The organism is Paenibacillus sp. FSL R5-0887, assembly GCF_038002305.1.
Taxonomy (GTDB): domain Bacteria; phylum Bacillota; class Bacilli; order Paenibacillales; family Paenibacillaceae; genus Paenibacillus_AQ; species Paenibacillus_AQ odorifer.
This window is the reverse complement of the sequence record NZ_JBBOCE010000002.1, coordinates 1,480,293-1,498,032: the sequence shown is the minus strand read 5'-3', so window position 1 is coordinate 1,498,032 and position 17,740 is coordinate 1,480,293. Positions and strand designations below refer to the sequence as shown.

The window sequence follows — 17,740 nt, the reverse complement described above, 5'->3', positions numbered from 1 at the left end:
GCTAGAATGCTCAGTTAGCCTGTTTTTAGTTGCATAAAATACACTTAAAACAGCCGTGTGGGTGTTATTGTATGAAATAGCTGCATCAAGTGCAGTTATTTTTAAATTTCGTAACTTGTTTCTCCTGGGTGACGAAAAAATCCGAAAGACCGATTCCTAAGAATCATCCTCCGGATTTATGTTTTGAGTATAGATTAAGCTTTCAGCACATCATGATCAACGTAACGCGCACCATTTAACTCGCTAATTACATTAATAGCTACCTTCGCACCATCGCCTGCGGTAATAATGGCATGTACACTTACTCCAGCAACAGTACCAGCAGCCCAAATACCTGCGATATTCGTTTTGCCTTCAGCATCAACGGCTACTACAGTTTTGATTCTTGGCTCTGTACCATCCTTAGTCTCCACACCAGCTTTGGCAGCTAGATCTGTAAGGGCGCCTGTGGCAAGAATGACATGTTTTGCTTCATAGATAATTCCATCTTCAGTTTCAATGACAAAACCATTGCCGCTGGAGGTGAGGTTGATAGCCTGTTCGGAAACCAGCTCAGCGCCAAATTTAACGGCTTGCTTATGCCCGGTTTCGACCAGCTCAGGACCACCTACTTCGGAAATTCCATAAAAGTTCTCAAACCAACCTCTGCGGGTCATGCCCTTATCGTTGTCGATCAGCAGCGTTTTTTTGCCCGCCTTGGCGGCGAACAGGGCTGCGCTTGCACCGGCAGGACCGGCGCCAATTACGGCGATTTCGTACATGTATTTACCTCCTAAAAGTTTTGTGGAGCGATGCTCCTTAGAATGGACTACATAGCAAAACTGGCAACGAAATCATACGCTTGGTTTTGTGAAGCAAAACTCACTTCGAAAGCATACGCTTAAGTTTTGTGGAGCGACGCTCCAGTTCCTCTTAATTATAACGGTTGTTACTCTTCCTTGGCTAATCCTTCCTCGCAAGGCAGACTAACCGTAAACGTTGTGCCCTCCCCAACGGTGCTATTTACACTAATCTTGCCGTGATGTGCCTCGACAATAGATTTTGTAATGGAGAGGCCTAACCCTGATCCGCCGTATTTACGTGTACGAGAGGAGTCACTGCGGTAGAATCGATCAAAGATATGTGGGATGTGCTCTCCGGGAATTCCGTAGCCATTATCCCGCACGCTTAATAGAGCCTGATTTCCTTCCGCTTGTAAAGAGAGATGAATGCTCCCTGTCGTGGCATTGGTATGCTGAACTGCATTGTGGAACAGATTCAGAATCACCTGCTTGAGCTTATAGGGATCATATTTACCACGGATGCCATAGGAGATATCAAAGGTAACTTTACGTTGATCTGCGAGCAAAAGCAGATGCGGCTTCATTTCGTGAATTACCTCGCTGAGAATCAGATCAGTCATCTGCAGTTGTGGAGCTCCATCCATTCGAGCGAGCAGTAGCAGATCCTCGACCAGCTTGTTGATCCGTTTCGATTCACCATGCATGCTTCGCAACGAGTTATATAACTGTTCTTTATTATCGGCGGCGCCCCGCAGCAAGACCTCAAGAAAACCGTGTATTGAGGTAAGCGGAGTTCTAAGCTCGTGGGAAGCATCGGCAGCGAACCTGCGCATCTGCTCCTTGGCCTCCCGTTCATTATGAAAGGATATTTCGAGACGTTCGAGCATACCATTGAATGAATGAGCAAGCTTGTCGATCTCGGCCTGTCCTTGGTCAACTGGAAACCGAATATCCAAATTACCGGCATTAATGATCTCAGCCGATTCTCCCATATTAGATAGAGGAACTAACGTCTTTCGCAGGGCCGGCAAGTATAGGAATAATCCAGTCAATAAAGCAATCACTGACAAACCTGCGTAGATCAGCAGCTGCTGCATTATCACATCCGTCAATGGCCCCGTGCTCACACTCATTTGCAGCAGCAATCTAGTATTTCCAGGCCTATAAAGATTCATGAATATGGCTAGATGTTCAGTGCCGTCTTCAGCTTGGATGAGCTTGTAATTTCCTGTTGCCCTATCCGTGGTGTGAATCAGCAGCGCATCGTATTGCTCATTGGTCAGCCTGGGTGCTGCTATATCTGAGAGGGTTAATTGCTGTAAATCCCTGAAGGTGCCATCCGAGCTGTACATGGCGAGAGTTGTATGGGCATCAAGCAAAAGCGGACGCCGGTTCTCGCCAGTTCGCAGCCCACTTGGCATTTTATTCATGTCTTCTCTTTCCAACGGGAAATTGCTGTTAAACTCGTTGTTTGTGTCATTTATACCTGTGCTGTCCTCGTCATAGGAATTAAAAAAGTTAAAGAACATCTCACGGGGGACAGAACGTATTTGCGCTTCCATAGACTCGGCTCTATTGCTGTATATAAAATCTCGCATAAGGATATATTGTAAGACTCCAATTAGCAGCAGCAATCCTGATAGAATAAGCAGCGATGTGGCAAGCAGCTGTTTACGCAGGGAACGTGGTGCAGGCAGTCTGCGAAGCCATCTGAAGATGGGAGTGCTCATAGATCCACCCGGTAGCCTGCACCCCGCAGGGTACGGATAATACGGTGCTCCTTATCTCCGAGCTTCTCACGAAGCGAACGGATATAGACCTCAACAATATTTTCCTCACCGCCAAAATCATAGCCCCACACTTTATCAAGAATCATAGGCTTGCTGAGTACAAGGCCGTGATTGATAACGAGATACTGTAATAACTCGTATTCCGTAGGGGAGAGTTCAAGTACTTCCTCCCTGAAGCGAATTTCCTTTCGCCGACTGTCAATTCGGAAAGGACCGCAGCGGACCTCACCTAGCAGCCCCGGAAACTGATTCCGCAGCCGCGCTTGGATCCGCGCTAGTAATTCATCAAAGCTGAAGGGCTTGACCATATAGTCGTCAGCACCAATAGATAGTCCTTTTACGCGATCATCCACTTCGTCTTTTGCAGTAAGCATGATGACAGCTACCTCTGTCTCTTCTGAGCGCAGATAGTGACATACCTCGAATCCATCCATACCCGGCATCATAACATCCAGGATAGCTACATGGGGCTTGAATTCAGCTGCAATCGAAATGGCGCTTAGCCCGTCCGACGCGGTTCGTACTTCAAAACCTTCGTTAAGGAGACCCAGCTCCAGGAACTGTAATATATGAGGCTCATCATCTACGAGCAGAAGTCGAACTCCTTGTACTGCTTTCATCATAGGTTCCTCCAAATCGGTGATAGATAGCTTCATTATGCCATATCCGGTTGAATGTTTGCTGAAGACCGAATGATTCTTTTTCTAGAATAAATGAGTGAATTTCTTTCACATGGCTTTAAATTGGTTAATCTAGTTATAAGGAATATTAACGTGTTTAATGACAAACAGGGTTAAAAATTCCGGATTTTCGGAATTGCGATAAAGGGTTTTGACGAAGAATATAGAACACTTTACAATAAGGATAATCTCCTGATTCAGGCTCCTGATTTTGGAGAATGCTCTCCCTATTTTAGGTTAGATCATCCGAACGTGTAAAATTTCCTTCCTCGTTTTTTCAACTTTGTCATCTTCCTATCAAGGCTCATTTCTTTCTGGTGTATTTCTTTTCTAATTCACTTCTTTTTGGAATTCTGTTCATTCATCCTAGGTTTGCTGAACTTTATATTACCCATAAGTCAAGGGAGGCTTTTCCATGAAGAAAAAAGAAATGGTAGCCATGCTATTGGCTGGAGGCCAAGGCAAAAGATTGAAAGGTTTAACCAAATCGCTTGCCAAGCCCGCTGTCTATTTTGGGGGCACTTATCGGATCATCGACTTTCCTTTAAGTAACTGCTCCAACTCGGGTATTGATACTGTCGGTGTATTGACACAGTATGAGCCACTTATACTACATTCTTACATCGGAGTAGGCAGTGATTGGGATTTGAACCGTAAGAATGGTGGAGTATTCGTATTGCCACCGCATGAACGTGAGAATGGAAGCAGCTGGTATCGGGGAACAGCCGATGCGATTTATCGAAATCTTAAATTTGTAGATCAGTTCGACCCTGAGCATGTTCTTATTCTATCCGGTGATCACATTTATAAAATGGATTATCATGCTATGCTGCAATACCACAAGGAGAGAAATGCAGATTGCACAATTTCTGTGATTGACGTTCCGCTGGAGGAAGCAAGTCGATTTGGAATCTTAAATACGGAGGACGATCTGAAAATTTACGAATTTGAAGAGAAGCCTGCACAGCCAAAAAGCACGCTAGCTTCTATGGGTGTGTACATCTTTAAATGGGAAATTCTCCGCAAGCATTTACTGGAGGACGGAGAGAATATAGGGTCATCTCACGATTTTGGTAAGGATATCATTCCTTTGATGCTGGAAGACGGGAACTCTTTATTTGCGTACCCTTTTGAAGGGTATTGGAGAGACGTTGGAACGGTAGCAAGCCTGTGGGAAGCGAATATGGATTTACTGAGCGATAATCCACCGCTTAATCTAAATGATCCCAACTGGCGCATATTTACACGTAATCCGAATCAACCTGCTCAATATGTCGCACCTGGGGCGAAAGTGTCAGGATGCATTATTAATGAAGGGTGCATTGTGCATGGTGAAGTGAAGCACTCGGTTCTTTTTTATGGCGTAGAGGTAGGTGAAGGCAGTGTGATTACGGACTCCGTAATTATGCCTAAGGTTAAGATTGGTAAGAACGTACGCATTCATAAAGCGATTATTAGTGAGAATACGGTAATCGACGATTATATGGAAATAGGCATCGAGCGGGAGAACGAGAACGAAATTCTGCTGATCGACAATAAAAGCAAGAAACGTAAATCAGCTGTGGCCAAAACCATATAATCAAGCTAAAACGCCTTCGGCGTCCTTCTAGGGACGGTAAGCGTTTATGCGAGATTTATAAGGATAAAGTATATAGTGAAACTTATACTTTCTTATAAATTATAAGAGGACGGTGGATTCCGATGAAGCAACTCATGGGTGTAATTAATCTGGATCATGAACTCGATAAACTAAATGAACTCACTTATTTCCGCTGTGGTGCAGCCGTACCTTTTGCCAGTCGTTATCGGTTGATAGATTTCGTGCTTTCCAATATGATGCGTGCGGATCTGGAGAGCGTGGGCCTGTTTGTTCGCCGTAAATACCGTTCTTTAATGGACCATTTGGGTGACGGGAAATCTTGGGATATGAATCGCAAGCATGGGGGACTATTTATTTTGCCTCCGGACTGGAATGATCCCACCGATACTTCTCTTGGCGACCTTCAGCATTATCATAATAATCTGGATCTTTTTAAACGGGGATCTGCAAAATATATTGTGTTTTCCGGCAGCCAGCATATTAATACTATCGATCTCCAGGACTTGTACAGCTACCATTTGGAGAAGGGTGCCGATGTTACAGTAGTATACAAAAAAATAGAGCAATTGCAGCCAGAGCATGAGTTATGCCAGCGTATTGAAGTGGACGAAGAGAATAATGTGACCAATATCCATCATGAGAAGGATCATCCCAATTTATATCTCGATATCTTCATTATGGAGAAAAAACTGTTCCTGGAGCAGGTGGAACATTGCATTGCACATGGGGAGAGTTACTTTTTCCGTGATGTCATTCAGAAAAACCGCCATAAATTCAAAATCGCTGCTTATGAGTATCATGGCTATCATGCCGTAATTAATTCATTGGAAAGCTATTATAAGAATAGTCTGGAGCTGCTTCAGCAGGAGAATTACTTTAGTCTGTTCAAAGAAAGTCCAGTGCAGACGAAGATTAAATATGAGGCTCCTACCCGATATTTAGAGAGCGCAAATGTCAGCAATTCACTGGTGGCTAACGGCTGCATTATAGCTGGAACGGTGGAGAACAGCGTGATCTTTCGTGGGGTTCAGGTACGTAAAGGAGCGAAGATCATCAACTCTGTAATTATGCAGAAGTGCATTATAGAGGAAGATGCTGTTATTGAGAATGTGATCATGGATAAGGACGTACATTTAAGTAAGAATCGAATTCTCGTCGGGGATAGTAAACGTCCATTTGTGATCGCCAAGAGCAGCAAAATATAAACCAACTGGATTAGATGAAACGAAACAGTATAACCTATCTGATCTACAGGCATAGTCTAATGCATCCCTAAAAAAAGCTTTTGTCAGGAGGAACCTGCTGTTGTTTAACGATAAAGAAACTTTCAAACAGGTGTTTCGCGAGACGCTCATCAGTAAATTGGGCAAACCTTTGGAGGAAGCCTCGAATGCTGATGTCTATAAAATATTAGGCAACATGATTCGCGAGAATGCCGGGAAAAATTGGGCGGATACCAATCAAAAGTACAAGACGGATAAGGATAAGCAGGTATACTATTTTTCTATGGAGTTTCTGATCGGAAGACTTCTGGGGAACAATCTGCTGAATATGGGCGTGCTGGAGGTCGTGCGTGAGGGATTGGCCGATCTTGGTTTCTCGCTGCAGGATATAGAGGAGGTAGAAGCCGACGCTGGGCTTGGCAATGGAGGACTTGGACGTCTAGCTGCTTGTTTCTTGGATTCACTGGCCTCCCTGCAATATGCGGGGCATGGTTGCGGCATACGTTATAAATACGGCCTGTTCGAGCAGAAAATCGTTGACGGGTATCAGGTGGAACTGCCCGATTACTGGCTGCAAAATGATAATGTATGGGAAGTGCGTCGTGAAGACAAGCAGGTAGAAGTAAGGTTCTGGGGTGTGATTGAGACTCGGGAGGAGAACGGGCGGCTTATCTTTGAGCATAGTCAATATGAGGCCGTTCGTGCAGTTCCGTATGATGTGCCTATCATTGGTGCAGATCGGCGGCATGTGAATACACTGCGCAACTGGAGCGCGGAGTCCATCACCCAGCCTACCAGAACCTTTGGCTCTTTTGCCGGATCAGACTATCATAAATTCCTGGAATATAAGCGTTCCGTAGAATCCATCTCGGAGTTCCTGTATCCGGATGACTCTCAATACGAAGGCAAGCTGTTGCGGTTGAAGCAGCAATACTTCCTCTGCAGCGCTGGCCTGCAAAGTATTCTGCGAACCTTTGGAAAGCTTGGACTCCCTATACAATCGCTGCCCGACAAGGTTGCGCTTCATATCAATGATACACATCCGACGCTTGTAATTCCTGAATTGCTGCGGATTCTGATGGATGTACATGGATTAGGATGGGATGAGGCGTGGAGTATTACAACTCGTATGGTGTCCTATACAAATCATACGATCTTGAGCGAAGCCCTGGAGAAATGGCCTATTCAAATGGTCAGGGACTTGCTTCCACGTATTTTTCTTATCATTGAAGAGATTAATGCCCGCTTCTGCGGCGAGCTGATGAGTCGTTATCCCGGCGATCAGGACCGGATTTCACAGATGGCAATTATTCATGACGATCAGGTTCGCATGGCTCATCTGGCGATTGTGGCGAGCCATAGTGTCAATGGGGTAGCAGCGCTGCATACAGAAATATTGATGAAACGCGAAATGCGGCTCTTTAATGAAATGTACCCGCACCGCTTCAATAATAAGACGAATGGGATTACTCACCGGCGTTGGCTGATGCATGCCAATCCGGATCTGGCTAACCTTATCAATCAATCGATAGGAACCCGCTGGATGAGCCATCCGCAAGAGATGATTGGCTTGATTAAATATTGTGAGGATGCTTCCTTTCAGGAACAAGTAGCCAGCATTAAACGGCGGAATAAGCTCAAGTTGGCTGAATACATTTACAGCAAGCATTCAGTACATGTAGACCCCGACTCTATCTTTGATGTTCAGGTGAAGCGCCTGCATGCTTATAAGCGGCAGCTGCTAAATATTTTGCATATTCTGCATATGTACAACCAAATCAAAGATAATCCTTCGATGGATATGGTACCGCGCACGTTTATATTCGGAGCAAAGGCGGCACCAAGCTATCATTTGGCGAAACGAATTATCAAGCTGATCAATACTGTGGCGGAGGCTGTCAACAAAGATCCGGATGTTAAAGGCAAGATCCGTATCTTTTTCCTTGAGAATTATTCGGTATCTTTGGCCGAGAAGATCATTCCTGCTGCGGATATTAGTGAACAGATTTCTACAGCGAGTAAAGAGGCTTCCGGTACGGGGAATATGAAGTTTATGATGAACGGTGCATTAACCGTAGGTACGATGGACGGCGCTAACGTGGAAATGCATGAGATGGTAGGGGACAACAATATGTTCCTGTTCGGTCTTCGTGCTGAGCAGGTAATGGATTATTATCAGCATGGCGGCTATCACGCACGTGATATCTACAATGGGGATAGCCGTGTGAAGGAAGTATTGGATCAGTTGGTTAATCCGGGACCTATATGCTGTCATGGTGCGGAGTTTGAGACCATTTTCCATTCTCTTTTGGATAATAACGATGAATTCTTTGTGCTTAAGGATTTCGCAAGTTATGTCGAGACTCATGTCGAGATTGACCGGGCATACCGCAACCGTCAGGAGTGGCTGAAAAAGTCTATTATAAATATTGGTCATTCCGGTAAATTCTCAAGTGATAACACGATTAGCCGCTACGCCGCGGAGATTTGGAATATCAGTCCGGTACGGCTATAGGCTCAACAAGAATAGGCTGTCTTATAAGTAGGAGATTCCTACAAATGAGACAGCCTATTTCTTATGCTCTATAGGGCAGAGCTGCTTTAGATAACTTCCGATACCAGGGCTGCGAACCGCTCCAGGAACCGGCGTTCCTCATCATCAAAACGATCTTTCAGCGGACTGTCGATATCGAGTACGCCAAGCAAACGATCATCCTTGATCAGCGGGACAACAATTTCGCTGTTTGAAGCGGCGTCACAGGCGATATGTCCCGGGAATGCATGCACATCTCCAACTACTAACGTGCGTCGTTCCGCAGCAGCCGTTCCGCAGACTCCACGAGACAACGGGATGCGGATGCAGGCAGGAAGACCTTGGAAAGGCCCGAGCACAAGCTCCTTGCCATCAAATAAATAAAAACCGGCCCAATTCGTATCCGGCATAGCGTGTTTAAGCAGTGCCGAAGCATTGGCCAGGTTGGCCGTTGCACTTGGTTCGTCCTTTACTAATGCTTCTAGTTGGATTAGAACCGCTTCAAACTGCTCGTTGCGTGTTCCATCGTAAGGCATAGCTTGAAACATGAAGCATCACCTTCCTGTACTTTAAATTCAAATATGAACTCATAACTGTAATTATCAACATAGTACAGCTAGACATGATACGTCAAGCGACAATACCAATCTGTAACAATATGGAATCTTCCATGAAGTCCATGAAATGCGGAACAGCCACAATAATGTTTCCGGGGATCGGTCAGAGGGTAATGCTAGTATAAATACCGAAGGCTATATAGCCGGAAGAGGTGGAATATGCGCGCTGATGTACAGAACTTGTTCATAGGAATTCATATGCTTTATTGTGCACGGGATAAAGATGTGACGATCTCAGAGATGCTGCTCGGACTTGAAGATCTGGGGTATCGTGTAGGAGAACGCGAAGTGAAACAGGAATTGGAAAAGCTGACACTGGACAACTTTCTGACTGCCCATACCGAAGGGTACAGTATTACGGGGACTGGAATTGAAGAGTTCAAGGATATTCGAGCCAAACTTCAGGTGTTATGCAGTGAAGTTATTCATGAAGCGGAATGAAATCATTGTAGTTAAGTTTAATAAAAAGACGTCTGCATTTAGGGAGTGTTTGCTCCCTGCTGCAGACGTCTTTTTACGTTAACGCGCAGAATTTGTTCTTTTCAATGTTAAAGAATTTAGAACTTTTATCTTAAGGATATACTCTTGAATGATGTATAATTGATAAGTTGAAGGGGGGCAGAGACTTGTATAACTGCAATGGAGTGATACCCACACTGGTCGGCAGTAGAGTGAAGCTGTGTGCTATGACTACTGAACATGCTTCAGCATTGTATCAGATCTGGTCTCATCCAGAGGTCACCCGCTGGCTGGGGGCTCCAGCATTATCCTCTATCGAAGAGACTGAGCAACTGATTGCATTTTTATCACAGATGGCTCAGGAAGAGGACAGCTTACGCTGGAGTATTGTAGGACCCGGAGGTGAAGTTATAGGGAGCTGCGGGTATAACTATTGGCAGTTACAGGGAGCTTACCGCGGGGAAATTGGCTGCGATCTGGCGCCTGCCTTTTGGGGGCTTGGATATATGAAAGAAGCGCTTGGTTTAGTGCTCAACTTCGGCTTCAATAGGATGGGGCTGAATCGGATAGAAGCGCTGTGTCATCCTGATAATAATCGTGCGGAGAGGCTGGTTCAAACGCTCGGCTTTCAGAAGGAAGGTATACTGCGTCAATATCGTCAGACCCCTTCCGGCTTTCAGGATGTGACTCTACATGCGCTTCTGCGTGGGGAATGGCAATGATTTGATTACATAAAGAGAGGGTTTGGAACATTGAAGTCAACAGGGGATTTAGAACGTAAATTAATACTGATAGGGGTGCTGCTAGCTACCTTTTTGGCTGCGATTGAAGGAACGGTAACAGGACCAGCGGGTCCAGCTATCGTAGGTGAATTTCAGGGAATGCAGTGGCTTAGCTGGATATTCACTTCTTATTTGCTGGCAATGGCTATTACTACTCCTATTTTCGGCAAAATCAGTGACCTCTTTGGACGCAAGCCGGTGTTCATGTGGGGGGCAGCTGTTTTTTTATTAGGCTCATTATTATGCGGTATTTCGCAAAGTATGGAACAGCTGATCCTGTTCCGGGCAATACAGGGGATTGGCGCGGGTGCGCTCATTCCAATGACCTTTACCATTATCGGGGATATTTACAGTATTGAAGAGAGAGCGAAGACACAAGGATTACTTAGCTCTGTATGGGGGATTTCCTCTTTGGTAGGCCCTCTTCTTGGAGGATATGTTGTAGATTACCTAAGCTGGCGCTGGGTATTTGTCTTTAATCTGCCGTTTGGTTTACTAGCAATGGTATTTATTGCCCGTTATTTGAAGGAAGAAAAGGTACGCCGGAAAGCACAAATTGATGTGGCAGGTGTGCTGCTGTTCGCTGCTGGTATGGGCGCATTACTCTTCGGTCTCTCCACAGGAGGACAGAATCTGGAGTGGACATCCCCACTGCTAATCGCAACTCTAAGTGTGGCTGTTATCCTGCTAGTCTTATTTTTCTTTGTGGAGCGTCGTGCTCCTGAACCTATGTTGCCGCTGGGTCTATTCTCGAACCGCAATATCGCAGTATCTACAGGCGCTAACCTGCTGGTAAGCACATTAATTATTGGGCTTTCTACGTATGTGCCATTATGGGTGCAGGGTGTATCCGGAAAAAGCGCCGCCATCTCAGGTTTGCTACTGGCGCCGATGTCGGTAGGCTGGATGTTTGGTTCGATCGCCGGAGGGCGGATGATTCTAAAAGCAGGTTCGCGTCGAACCGCAATGCTTGGATTGATTATGATCGCTGCCGGGGCTATTGGTCTGGCTTTCTTAACAGGAGAGTCTTCACAGCTGCTGCTCTTATGCTTGATGCTGGTCTGTGGAGTTGGCTTTGGGTATTCTTCTACAGTCTTTACGATTATCGCGCAGTCCTCTGTTGCGTATGAGCAACGGGGAGCATCTACAGCGCTTAATGCGTTCACGCGTTCTTTAGGACAGACTGTTGGGGTGGCTATTTTTGGTTCCTGGCTGAACTTGAATATTGATAAGCTGTTAAGAAAACAACCAGATTCAAACATCTCAGGAGATGATATTAATAAGCTGCTTGGATCGCATGCAGGAACCAACCTGTCTGGGGAAGTATCAAACAGTCTGCGTGATGCCCTTGAAGGTGGTCTTCATTCATTATTTATCGTAATGGCAGTTTTCGCTGTTTTGTCGCTGATAATTTCCTGGGGTTTGCGCAAGGGTGTACCTTCAGTAGAGGATGCTTCATCGTCCTTGAAAAAGGCATAACTTATTAGGTAGATAGCGTGTTAAAGTGGTTGAACCATACGAATTAACTCCATGGAGTGGCGCATGGAATGACGCAGGGACTGACACATGGAATAGCGGACGGAGAGACGCATGGAATGACGCACGGAATAGCGCATGGAGTGATACATGGACTAACGGACGGAGTAGCACATGGAATGACGGACGGAGTGACACATGGAATCACGCACGGAGTAGCACATGGAATCACGCACGGAGTGGCGTACGGAATGACACACGGAAAGACGCACAGAGTGACACACGGAATGACACACGGAGTGATGCATGGAATGACACATGGAATAACGGATGGGTGGCACGCCAGATTGATGCAACCTCTAGAGTAGAGCGTCGATGGAAGCAGTGGAAGCAATCGTTAGGCAAATTTAGTTGTATTTTGTACAACTATAATCCTGCCGTTAACTCTTCAATGGATATAGCTGTATTTAGTACATCTATTTTCTTGATTTACTTGCCTAGGGGTACTTTTTCTGGTTTTTAATTGTACAGAATACACTTAAAGTTAGAATAATCCGATTTGCATACGAAATAGCTGTATAGAATGCAGTTATTCCTTTAGCTACTGCTCAGGTTCCCATCAAGATCGGGCGCTGAAAATATAGCGGGTTATATCAAAAGTGGATTTTACTGAGAGTGGTAGTTACGGTCAGCTAGAAGGGACATCCAATCGGAAGTGTGTTCGCCAAGTCCAATCGGAAGTGTGCTACGCCAAATCCAGTCGGAAGCGTGCACGCAAGTCCTGCCGAATAAGGATGATGATGATCCGAGGTTTGCCAAAAGCGGACCTCAAGGTCCGTCTTCGGCATCGACTTACTGCCCTAACTGATCAGTTCCCAACTAATGTTCGGCTAACGGAGGCTGTAAAAAGGCACTCAAATTTTGCTCAGAGGGGTCATAAGGACTTATATCATCTGCTCAAGTAAGCCGGCGCAGATCAAAAAAACCAATAGGCGATTCTCAAATAAATCGGAGAATCGCCTATTGGTTTTCTTTTTACCATTAACAGAAATCAATAACAGCTTGTCTAAAACACATAAATAAGCGACTCTTACTTACGAGGAAGAGGGGATAGCTTCTCAGCTTGTAGACCCATCTTTTTGAGCAGAACAATCATTTGTTCCTTCTCATCATCATTCAGACCGCTGAAAGCAAGATGCAGGCGTTCTGAATATTTCGGATACATCTCATTCATGAGACGTTCACCTTCCGTAGTCAGCTCTGCAAAAATCACACGGCGGTCGCTCGGACAAGGCTTACGCTGCAAATAGCCGCGTTCCTCAAGCTTATCGATTACGTAAGTAACGTTGCCGCTTTGCAGCAGCAGCTTGGCGCCAATTTGTTGAATGGGTTGTGGTCCCTTATAGTACAACACTTCCATAACGGCAAAGGCAGTCGGATTAAAACCTTCAATTTTGCTGCCGGTAACAGCATGTTCATTAATGCTCTTAAAAGACTTGGCAAATACCCGGTACAAATGTAGTGTTAATTGCGTATCACGTTCGTAAGATTGTATCATGCTTCTCCACCCTCTATCGTTAATCATGTGTGAACTCATCGCACAGTTTGCAATCAATAGTCATTAGTGCACGGGTTACCTGTGCAACGAACCTTGAGATAACCTTAGAATACGTGAAAGAGCGAATGAAGAACATGTGATTTGTCACAATGAGCACACTTTTAATTATTAAAAATCAAACAATTTTTTAAATACGATAAAAACGAAGGTTTTTTTGATTTCAGTCTTTGAAAGGATAAGAATTTCAGCCTTAGGTTCAAGCGCTATTTACGCCTCCAGACGGATGATTGATGTTCTCCAATATTTTACTATTACTTCATCGAGAAATAGTAACGGGGAGTGAAGTAAGATGGAGGAACAGCTGGCTCATGATTCAAAAGAAGGAAAGCTGACGGCGAATAAGCCCTTTATGCTGCTTATTGCCGCACAGCTTGTATCGAATGTGGGAGACTGGTTGCATATCCTAGCGCTACTGACAATGGTAGGTTTTAAATGGAATGCGACACCGTGGGAAATTACGGCTATATCTTTATGTATGGCTGTGCCGTTGCTCTTAGGAGGGCCGTTTGCAGGTTATTTAAGTGATCGTTTTAACCGCAAGGCGCTGATGATTGGTTCGGATCTAGCTCGTGCCGGAATCGTTGTTTGTTTGGTATTTGCAGGTTCTCTCTGGCAGGTATATGTCCTGCTGGTGGCTAAAGGGATCATGGATGTACTCTTTTCACCAGCCAAAAGCGGAAAGCTCAAGGAGCTTGTCCCTGCGGCCCAGATGGATAAAGCCATGGCGCTTAGCTCATCTATCGAACAAATAACCAAAATTGTAGGTCCTGCTCTAGGTGGACTTCTGGTTGCCGCATTTGGTATTGCCGCTTGTTATGTGATTGACTCGGCTACCTTCATTTTATCGGCGGTCATCTTAATAGGACTGCCGCGTGCGGCTGCACTGAAGAAAGATGCAGCAGAGGATAGCACAGGGGAGAATGGTGCTCGGAAGTCTTTTCGCCAAGAAATGTCGGCGGGTCTGCAGGTGATCGTGGGAATGCCTGTAGTACTTTGCGGGATTGCTATGCTGGTGCTAGTGCTGCTAATGCTGCAAATTGGTGATTCGCAGATTGTAACGTTATTCCGGGAAATTCCGGGTGTGAACGGTGATCTGCTGGGTTGGTGTGTGGCAGCCAGTGGCCTTGGCACCTTACTGTCAGCCCTGCTTGTAAGCCGTATAGGCAGTGGTAAACATACGCTCGTCTTTATGGGATTGGGAGCTGTAATTATGGGGGTTGTTTTCTCAAGTGCAGGAATTGTAACTGACCACGGTCAGGCCGGATTATGGATGAACATCGCTTTATTTGGTTCTTTTATGTTTGCTGGTGTGGGAGCAGGCCTTGCGTTCATTCCCTTCAATTCTATGCTGCAACAGCGGACCCCTGCGGAATACACGGGCCGTGTATTTGGAACTATAGGCAGTCTAACAAGTGCGGCTGTTATCTTGGGACCTGTAGCCGGTGGGGCTTTAGTTACAGCGTCAGGACCTGTCCCGGCTTTCATTCTCTCTGGTTTGCTTACAGCCCTGCTCGGAGTGTTACTGTTAATGCTGCGTGGTAAAATCGAGCGTAGAGATGAAGCGGCAATTAAACGTGAAGAAGAAATTTCAGCAACAAATAACCTAGAGCTTCTGGGACAGACCTCTCTTTAATGGGAGGTTTCTTTTTTAAATAGGAGAGTAGTTCTCTGAGCTGTGAAAAAATCAGTTTGCTTCCTTGGAGAAAGTATATATAGTACGATTAGAGAAGCTATCTTTCTGGATTGGAATTTCGATAATAATATTCATTAGAAATATTTAGGAGTTGGCGAATATGGAGAATGTAGAAATAACAGGGGATACCGAGAGCGACGAAGAGATTGTACTCGATGTTGAGATCGATGAAGCAGGCTATGAAGCAGGTGCCCCGTGCATATTCGATATTTCATTTCAGGTGCGGCGTGGACAGCTGCTCGGACTGATCGGACCAAACGGTGCGGGAAAAAGTACTACAATCAAAACACTGCTCGGTTTGCTTAAGAATACCAAAGCTAAGGTCTCCTTTAATGGAGTTAATAAATCCTATGCTTATGTACCGGAGCAGCCGGTGTTTTATGAGGACCTGACCTTATGGGAGCACTTAGATTTGGCTGCTGCTGCTTATGGACTAAAATATGAGCAGTTTCAAGAAACGGCGGAGAGGTTACTGAAGCAGTTCGGCATGAATCATGTCCGTGATGATCTTCCAGCTGGTTTCTCTAAGGGTATGAAACAGAAAATGATGCTGATGCTTGGCTTTTTGGTGCAGCCGGATGTTTATATTGTGGACGAGCCTTTTATCGGCTTGGATCCTCGGGCCACTAAAGATTTCCTGCGACTGCTGGAAGCGGAGCGGCAGCGCGGAGCTGGTGTATTAATGTCTACGCATGTATTGGATACTGCTGAGAAAATTTGCGATGATTTTGTGCTGATCTCGGGTGGCAGGGTTGCCGCTGCTGGAACGCTCGAAGATATACGTGATTATGCTGGGTTGCCGGAGGCGTCGTTGTTTGATTGCTTCGACGAACTGACATGAGTAAGCAGAAGCAGCGAGGGTTTGCTTTTCCTACCTCCAAAAAGCTATTCTGGCGGCGATTATTTTCTCATTGGCGTGAGCAATCTGCTATTATCCGTACGGCTGCCGATTGGACTGTGCTGTTATATATACTGATTCCCGGGGGATTTCTGGGAGGACGGTTATATTACGGGTTCTGGAACGAGGCATTGCCAGCTTGGAGTGGAGATTTGCCGTTTATGCTCATTCCTTCATTATTAGTGCTCCTGCTCTGTAGAGGGGGACTGGTGCTATTATTGCAGGAAGGCGATCTATTATTTCTAAGACAACGGCAGCGATGGATAAATACGATTATGTTTCGCGGGTTGCTGTACAGCCTGATCGTAACATCGTTGAAGTTCTGTGTAGCTTTTGTGCTGTTATTACCTTTTCTGGTTCGGGGATATGGAATGCTGTCATCAGAGGTATGGGCGCTGTTCGCTCTGACTCTGGCATGTAGCTGGTGCATTAAATTACTGGGGCATATTGTAAAAGTACAAAAGCAAGGCTGGCGGCGCTGGCTGTGGCTGATTCTGGCCATCTCCGTTCCTTGTGGAATCTATTTCCGTGCAGCTGCGTTTTGGAACAACAGTCCAGTTTTTATGCTGCTGATCGCAGCACTCTTTGCAGTCGTAGCGGTAATCGCTCTTCAGCGGCGTATAGTGATGCGTGGGACATTCATGAACGATGTGCGTGAAGATTATAAGCAGCGGATGAAAATAGCGGCCCTATTACTCCGCGGTGTACTGGATAAGCCACGTCCGACCCGCCATAAGCCGTGGATTTTCCGGAAATCACAGCCTTTGCTAAAATCAAAAACTGCCGAGAGTCGTTTCTCTGCGGCAGCGATTAAGGCCCTTGTACGGAATCCTGCTCATTTAAAGCTCTACTTATCGTTTACTGCTGTGTCCCTTCTAGCGATATTTATCATTCCATCAGGGTTCAAATGGCTGGGCTTTATAGTTTTAGTTTCTCTCATGACCAATTGGCTGTTGTCGTTCTGGTCGTTATTCGTGGGAGATGATTACATCGGAATTCTGCCGTTTACAAAGGAACAAAAAGCCGAAGCGGGGCTGCGTGCGGTCCCTATCTTACTGCTTCCTTTTTCAATCATTTGTTCTGCGCTGATCTGTATTTCCTTATATGGATGGTTTGGGATTATCCTGTTCATCCCGCTAGGTTATATCGTTGCACTGTTTAGCTCTAGAATATTTGGAACATTTCGCTTAGCGAAATAAAGATATAAATAGAACGGAAGAGTGCCTCATAAGCCGTGAAAAGGCTGCTGGGGCACTCTTCTTTTTTTGTCTTGATTCGATCTATTGCACGCACGTACGTATGAGGTACCTAGCTAGCCTATCGGACACAGCTGCCCCTAAACATACTATTTTTCCACTTTTGGGATGCTAACGGACTCCATAGTTGCTATTGCCATGAAAAACACCCTATATGAGTCTCGTTATAATGAATAGCGTCGTTGGAGTCCGAAACACTGCCCATAAGGTGATAAATTCGCAAATAACGTCATCTGGGTCCGAAGCCGCAGTAGCTGATTAGGACAGACGCTCCACATAGCAGCTGAGGAACCCAAAACAGAGGAGCGATTCTCCAATTAATGAGAGAATCGC

At 45.5% G+C, this 17,740-nt stretch carries 15 protein-coding genes; 10 read left to right on the top strand and 5 right to left on the bottom strand.

The window, feature by feature from the left end; genetic code table 11:
• Window positions 1-194 precede the first annotated feature (194 nt).
• The 3 genes from MKY14_RS24525 to MKY14_RS24515 all read right to left on the bottom strand — a co-directional run bounded on the left by MKY14_RS24525 (window position 195) and on the right by MKY14_RS24515 (window position 3,192).
• Window positions 195-761, bottom strand: coding sequence for an FAD-dependent oxidoreductase (locus MKY14_RS24525; protein ID WP_036676776.1), 567 nt, complete (start codon window positions 759-761; stop codon window positions 195-197).
• A gap of 167 nt (window positions 762-928) precedes the next feature.
• Complete coding sequence (locus MKY14_RS24520) at window positions 929-2,512, bottom strand: sensor histidine kinase (protein ID WP_076186276.1); 1,584 nt, start codon at window positions 2,510-2,512, stop codon at window positions 929-931.
• A complete protein-coding gene (locus MKY14_RS24515; protein WP_038568592.1) occupies window positions 2,509-3,192 on the bottom strand; it encodes a response regulator transcription factor in 684 nt (227 codons plus the stop codon). Before MKY14_RS24515 ends, MKY14_RS24520 begins: the two co-directional genes overlap by 4 nt.
• Before the next feature lie 475 nt (window positions 3,193-3,667).
• Here MKY14_RS24515 and MKY14_RS24510 point away from each other — a divergent pair, with 475 nt between their 5' ends.
• The 3 genes from MKY14_RS24510 (at window position 3,668) to MKY14_RS24500 (ending at window position 8,590) form a co-directional block, all read left to right on the top strand.
• Window positions 3,668-4,831 carry a glucose-1-phosphate adenylyltransferase gene (locus MKY14_RS24510; RefSeq protein WP_076278140.1) on the top strand — a complete coding sequence of 388 codons (1,164 nt, stop codon included), beginning with the start codon at window positions 3,668-3,670 and terminating at the stop codon, window positions 4,829-4,831.
• Between the two features lie 122 nt (window positions 4,832-4,953).
• Window positions 4,954-6,057: a glucose-1-phosphate adenylyltransferase subunit GlgD gene (glgD, locus tag MKY14_RS24505; RefSeq protein ID WP_036676786.1), complete on the top strand. Its 1,104-nt coding sequence runs from the start codon at window positions 4,954-4,956 to the stop codon at window positions 6,055-6,057.
• Between the two features lie 100 nt (window positions 6,058-6,157).
• Window positions 6,158-8,590, top strand: coding sequence for a glycogen/starch/alpha-glucan phosphorylase (locus tag MKY14_RS24500; RefSeq protein WP_036676789.1), 2,433 nt, complete (start codon window positions 6,158-6,160; stop codon window positions 8,588-8,590).
• 86 nt (window positions 8,591-8,676) lie between these two features.
• Here MKY14_RS24500 and MKY14_RS24495 read toward each other — a convergent pair whose 3' ends face one another.
• On the bottom strand, window positions 8,677-9,156 hold the full coding sequence (locus MKY14_RS24495) for a GAF domain-containing protein (RefSeq protein WP_036676791.1): 480 nt from the start codon (window positions 9,154-9,156) through the stop codon (window positions 8,677-8,679).
• Between the two features lie 228 nt (window positions 9,157-9,384).
• Between MKY14_RS24495 and MKY14_RS24490 the strand changes: the two genes are divergently transcribed.
• The 4 genes from MKY14_RS24490 (at window position 9,385) to MKY14_RS24475 (ending at window position 12,310) form a co-directional block, all read left to right on the top strand.
• Window positions 9,385-9,666, top strand: a complete 282-nt coding sequence (locus MKY14_RS24490; RefSeq protein ID WP_036676794.1) for a hypothetical protein — start codon at window positions 9,385-9,387, stop codon at window positions 9,664-9,666.
• A gap of 185 nt (window positions 9,667-9,851) precedes the next feature.
• Window positions 9,852-10,406, top strand: a complete 555-nt coding sequence (locus MKY14_RS24485) for a GNAT family N-acetyltransferase (protein WP_248549067.1) — start codon at window positions 9,852-9,854, stop codon at window positions 10,404-10,406.
• A 30-nt stretch (window positions 10,407-10,436) separates the two neighbouring features.
• Window positions 10,437-11,945: an MDR family MFS transporter gene (locus MKY14_RS24480; RefSeq protein ID WP_076124409.1), complete on the top strand. Its 1,509-nt coding sequence runs from the start codon at window positions 10,437-10,439 to the stop codon at window positions 11,943-11,945.
• A gap of 68 nt (window positions 11,946-12,013) precedes the next feature.
• Complete coding sequence (locus MKY14_RS24475; protein ID WP_340977546.1) at window positions 12,014-12,310, top strand: hypothetical protein; 297 nt, start codon at window positions 12,014-12,016, stop codon at window positions 12,308-12,310.
• A 722-nt stretch (window positions 12,311-13,032) separates the two neighbouring features.
• Here the strand turns inward: MKY14_RS24475 and MKY14_RS24470 are convergent.
• Entirely contained in the window at window positions 13,033-13,500 is a 468-nt protein-coding gene (locus MKY14_RS24470; RefSeq protein ID WP_036676802.1) for a MarR family winged helix-turn-helix transcriptional regulator, read from the bottom strand.
• Window positions 13,501-13,849: 349 nt separating this feature from the next.
• On the opposite strand from MKY14_RS24470, the gene MKY14_RS24465 reads away from it, so the two are divergent.
• The 3 genes from MKY14_RS24465 to MKY14_RS24455 all read left to right on the top strand — a co-directional run bounded on the left by MKY14_RS24465 (window position 13,850) and on the right by MKY14_RS24455 (window position 17,350).
• Window positions 13,850-15,193, top strand: a complete 1,344-nt coding sequence (locus MKY14_RS24465; protein WP_340977545.1) for an MFS transporter — start codon at window positions 13,850-13,852, stop codon at window positions 15,191-15,193.
• Between the two features lie 160 nt (window positions 15,194-15,353).
• Entirely contained in the window at window positions 15,354-16,094 is a 741-nt protein-coding gene (locus MKY14_RS24460; protein WP_036676805.1) for an ABC transporter ATP-binding protein, read from the top strand.
• The gene (locus MKY14_RS24455) at window positions 16,073-17,350 is read left to right on the top strand and encodes an ABC transporter permease (protein WP_175618991.1); all 1,278 of its coding nucleotides are present in this window, start codon (window positions 16,073-16,075) and stop codon (window positions 17,348-17,350) included. Before MKY14_RS24460 ends, MKY14_RS24455 begins: the two co-directional genes overlap by 22 nt.
• The last annotated feature ends 390 nt before the right edge of the window (window positions 17,351-17,740 follow it).

What these genes read in the sequence shown, in the direction of transcription:
- MKY14_RS24510 (WP_076278140.1), top strand. Translation starts at nt 3,668, where the DNA reads ATGAAGAAAAAAGAAATGGTAGCCATGCTATTGGCTGGAGGCCAAGGC.
- MKY14_RS24495 (WP_036676791.1), bottom strand. Translation starts at nt 9,156, where the DNA reads ATGTTTCAAGCTATGCCTTACGATGGAACACGCAACGAGCAGTTTGAA.
- MKY14_RS24490 (WP_036676794.1), top strand. Translation starts at nt 9,385, where the DNA reads ATGCGCGCTGATGTACAGAACTTGTTCATAGGAATTCATATGCTTTAT.
- glgD (WP_036676786.1), top strand. Translation starts at nt 4,954, where the DNA reads ATGAAGCAACTCATGGGTGTAATTAATCTGGATCATGAACTCGATAAA.
- MKY14_RS24525 (WP_036676776.1), bottom strand. Translation starts at nt 761, where the DNA reads ATGTACGAAATCGCCGTAATTGGCGCCGGTCCTGCCGGTGCAAGCGCA.
- MKY14_RS24470 (WP_036676802.1), bottom strand. Translation starts at nt 13,500, where the DNA reads ATGATACAATCTTACGAACGTGATACGCAATTAACACTACATTTGTAC.
- MKY14_RS24460 (WP_036676805.1), top strand. Translation starts at nt 15,354, where the DNA reads ATGGAGAATGTAGAAATAACAGGGGATACCGAGAGCGACGAAGAGATT.
- MKY14_RS24520 (WP_076186276.1), bottom strand. Translation starts at nt 2,512, where the DNA reads ATGAGCACTCCCATCTTCAGATGGCTTCGCAGACTGCCTGCACCACGT.
- MKY14_RS24475 (WP_340977546.1), top strand. Translation starts at nt 12,014, where the DNA reads ATGACGCAGGGACTGACACATGGAATAGCGGACGGAGAGACGCATGGA.
- MKY14_RS24515 (WP_038568592.1), bottom strand. Translation starts at nt 3,192, where the DNA reads ATGAAAGCAGTACAAGGAGTTCGACTTCTGCTCGTAGATGATGAGCCT.
- MKY14_RS24465 (WP_340977545.1), top strand. Translation starts at nt 13,850, where the DNA reads ATGGAGGAACAGCTGGCTCATGATTCAAAAGAAGGAAAGCTGACGGCG.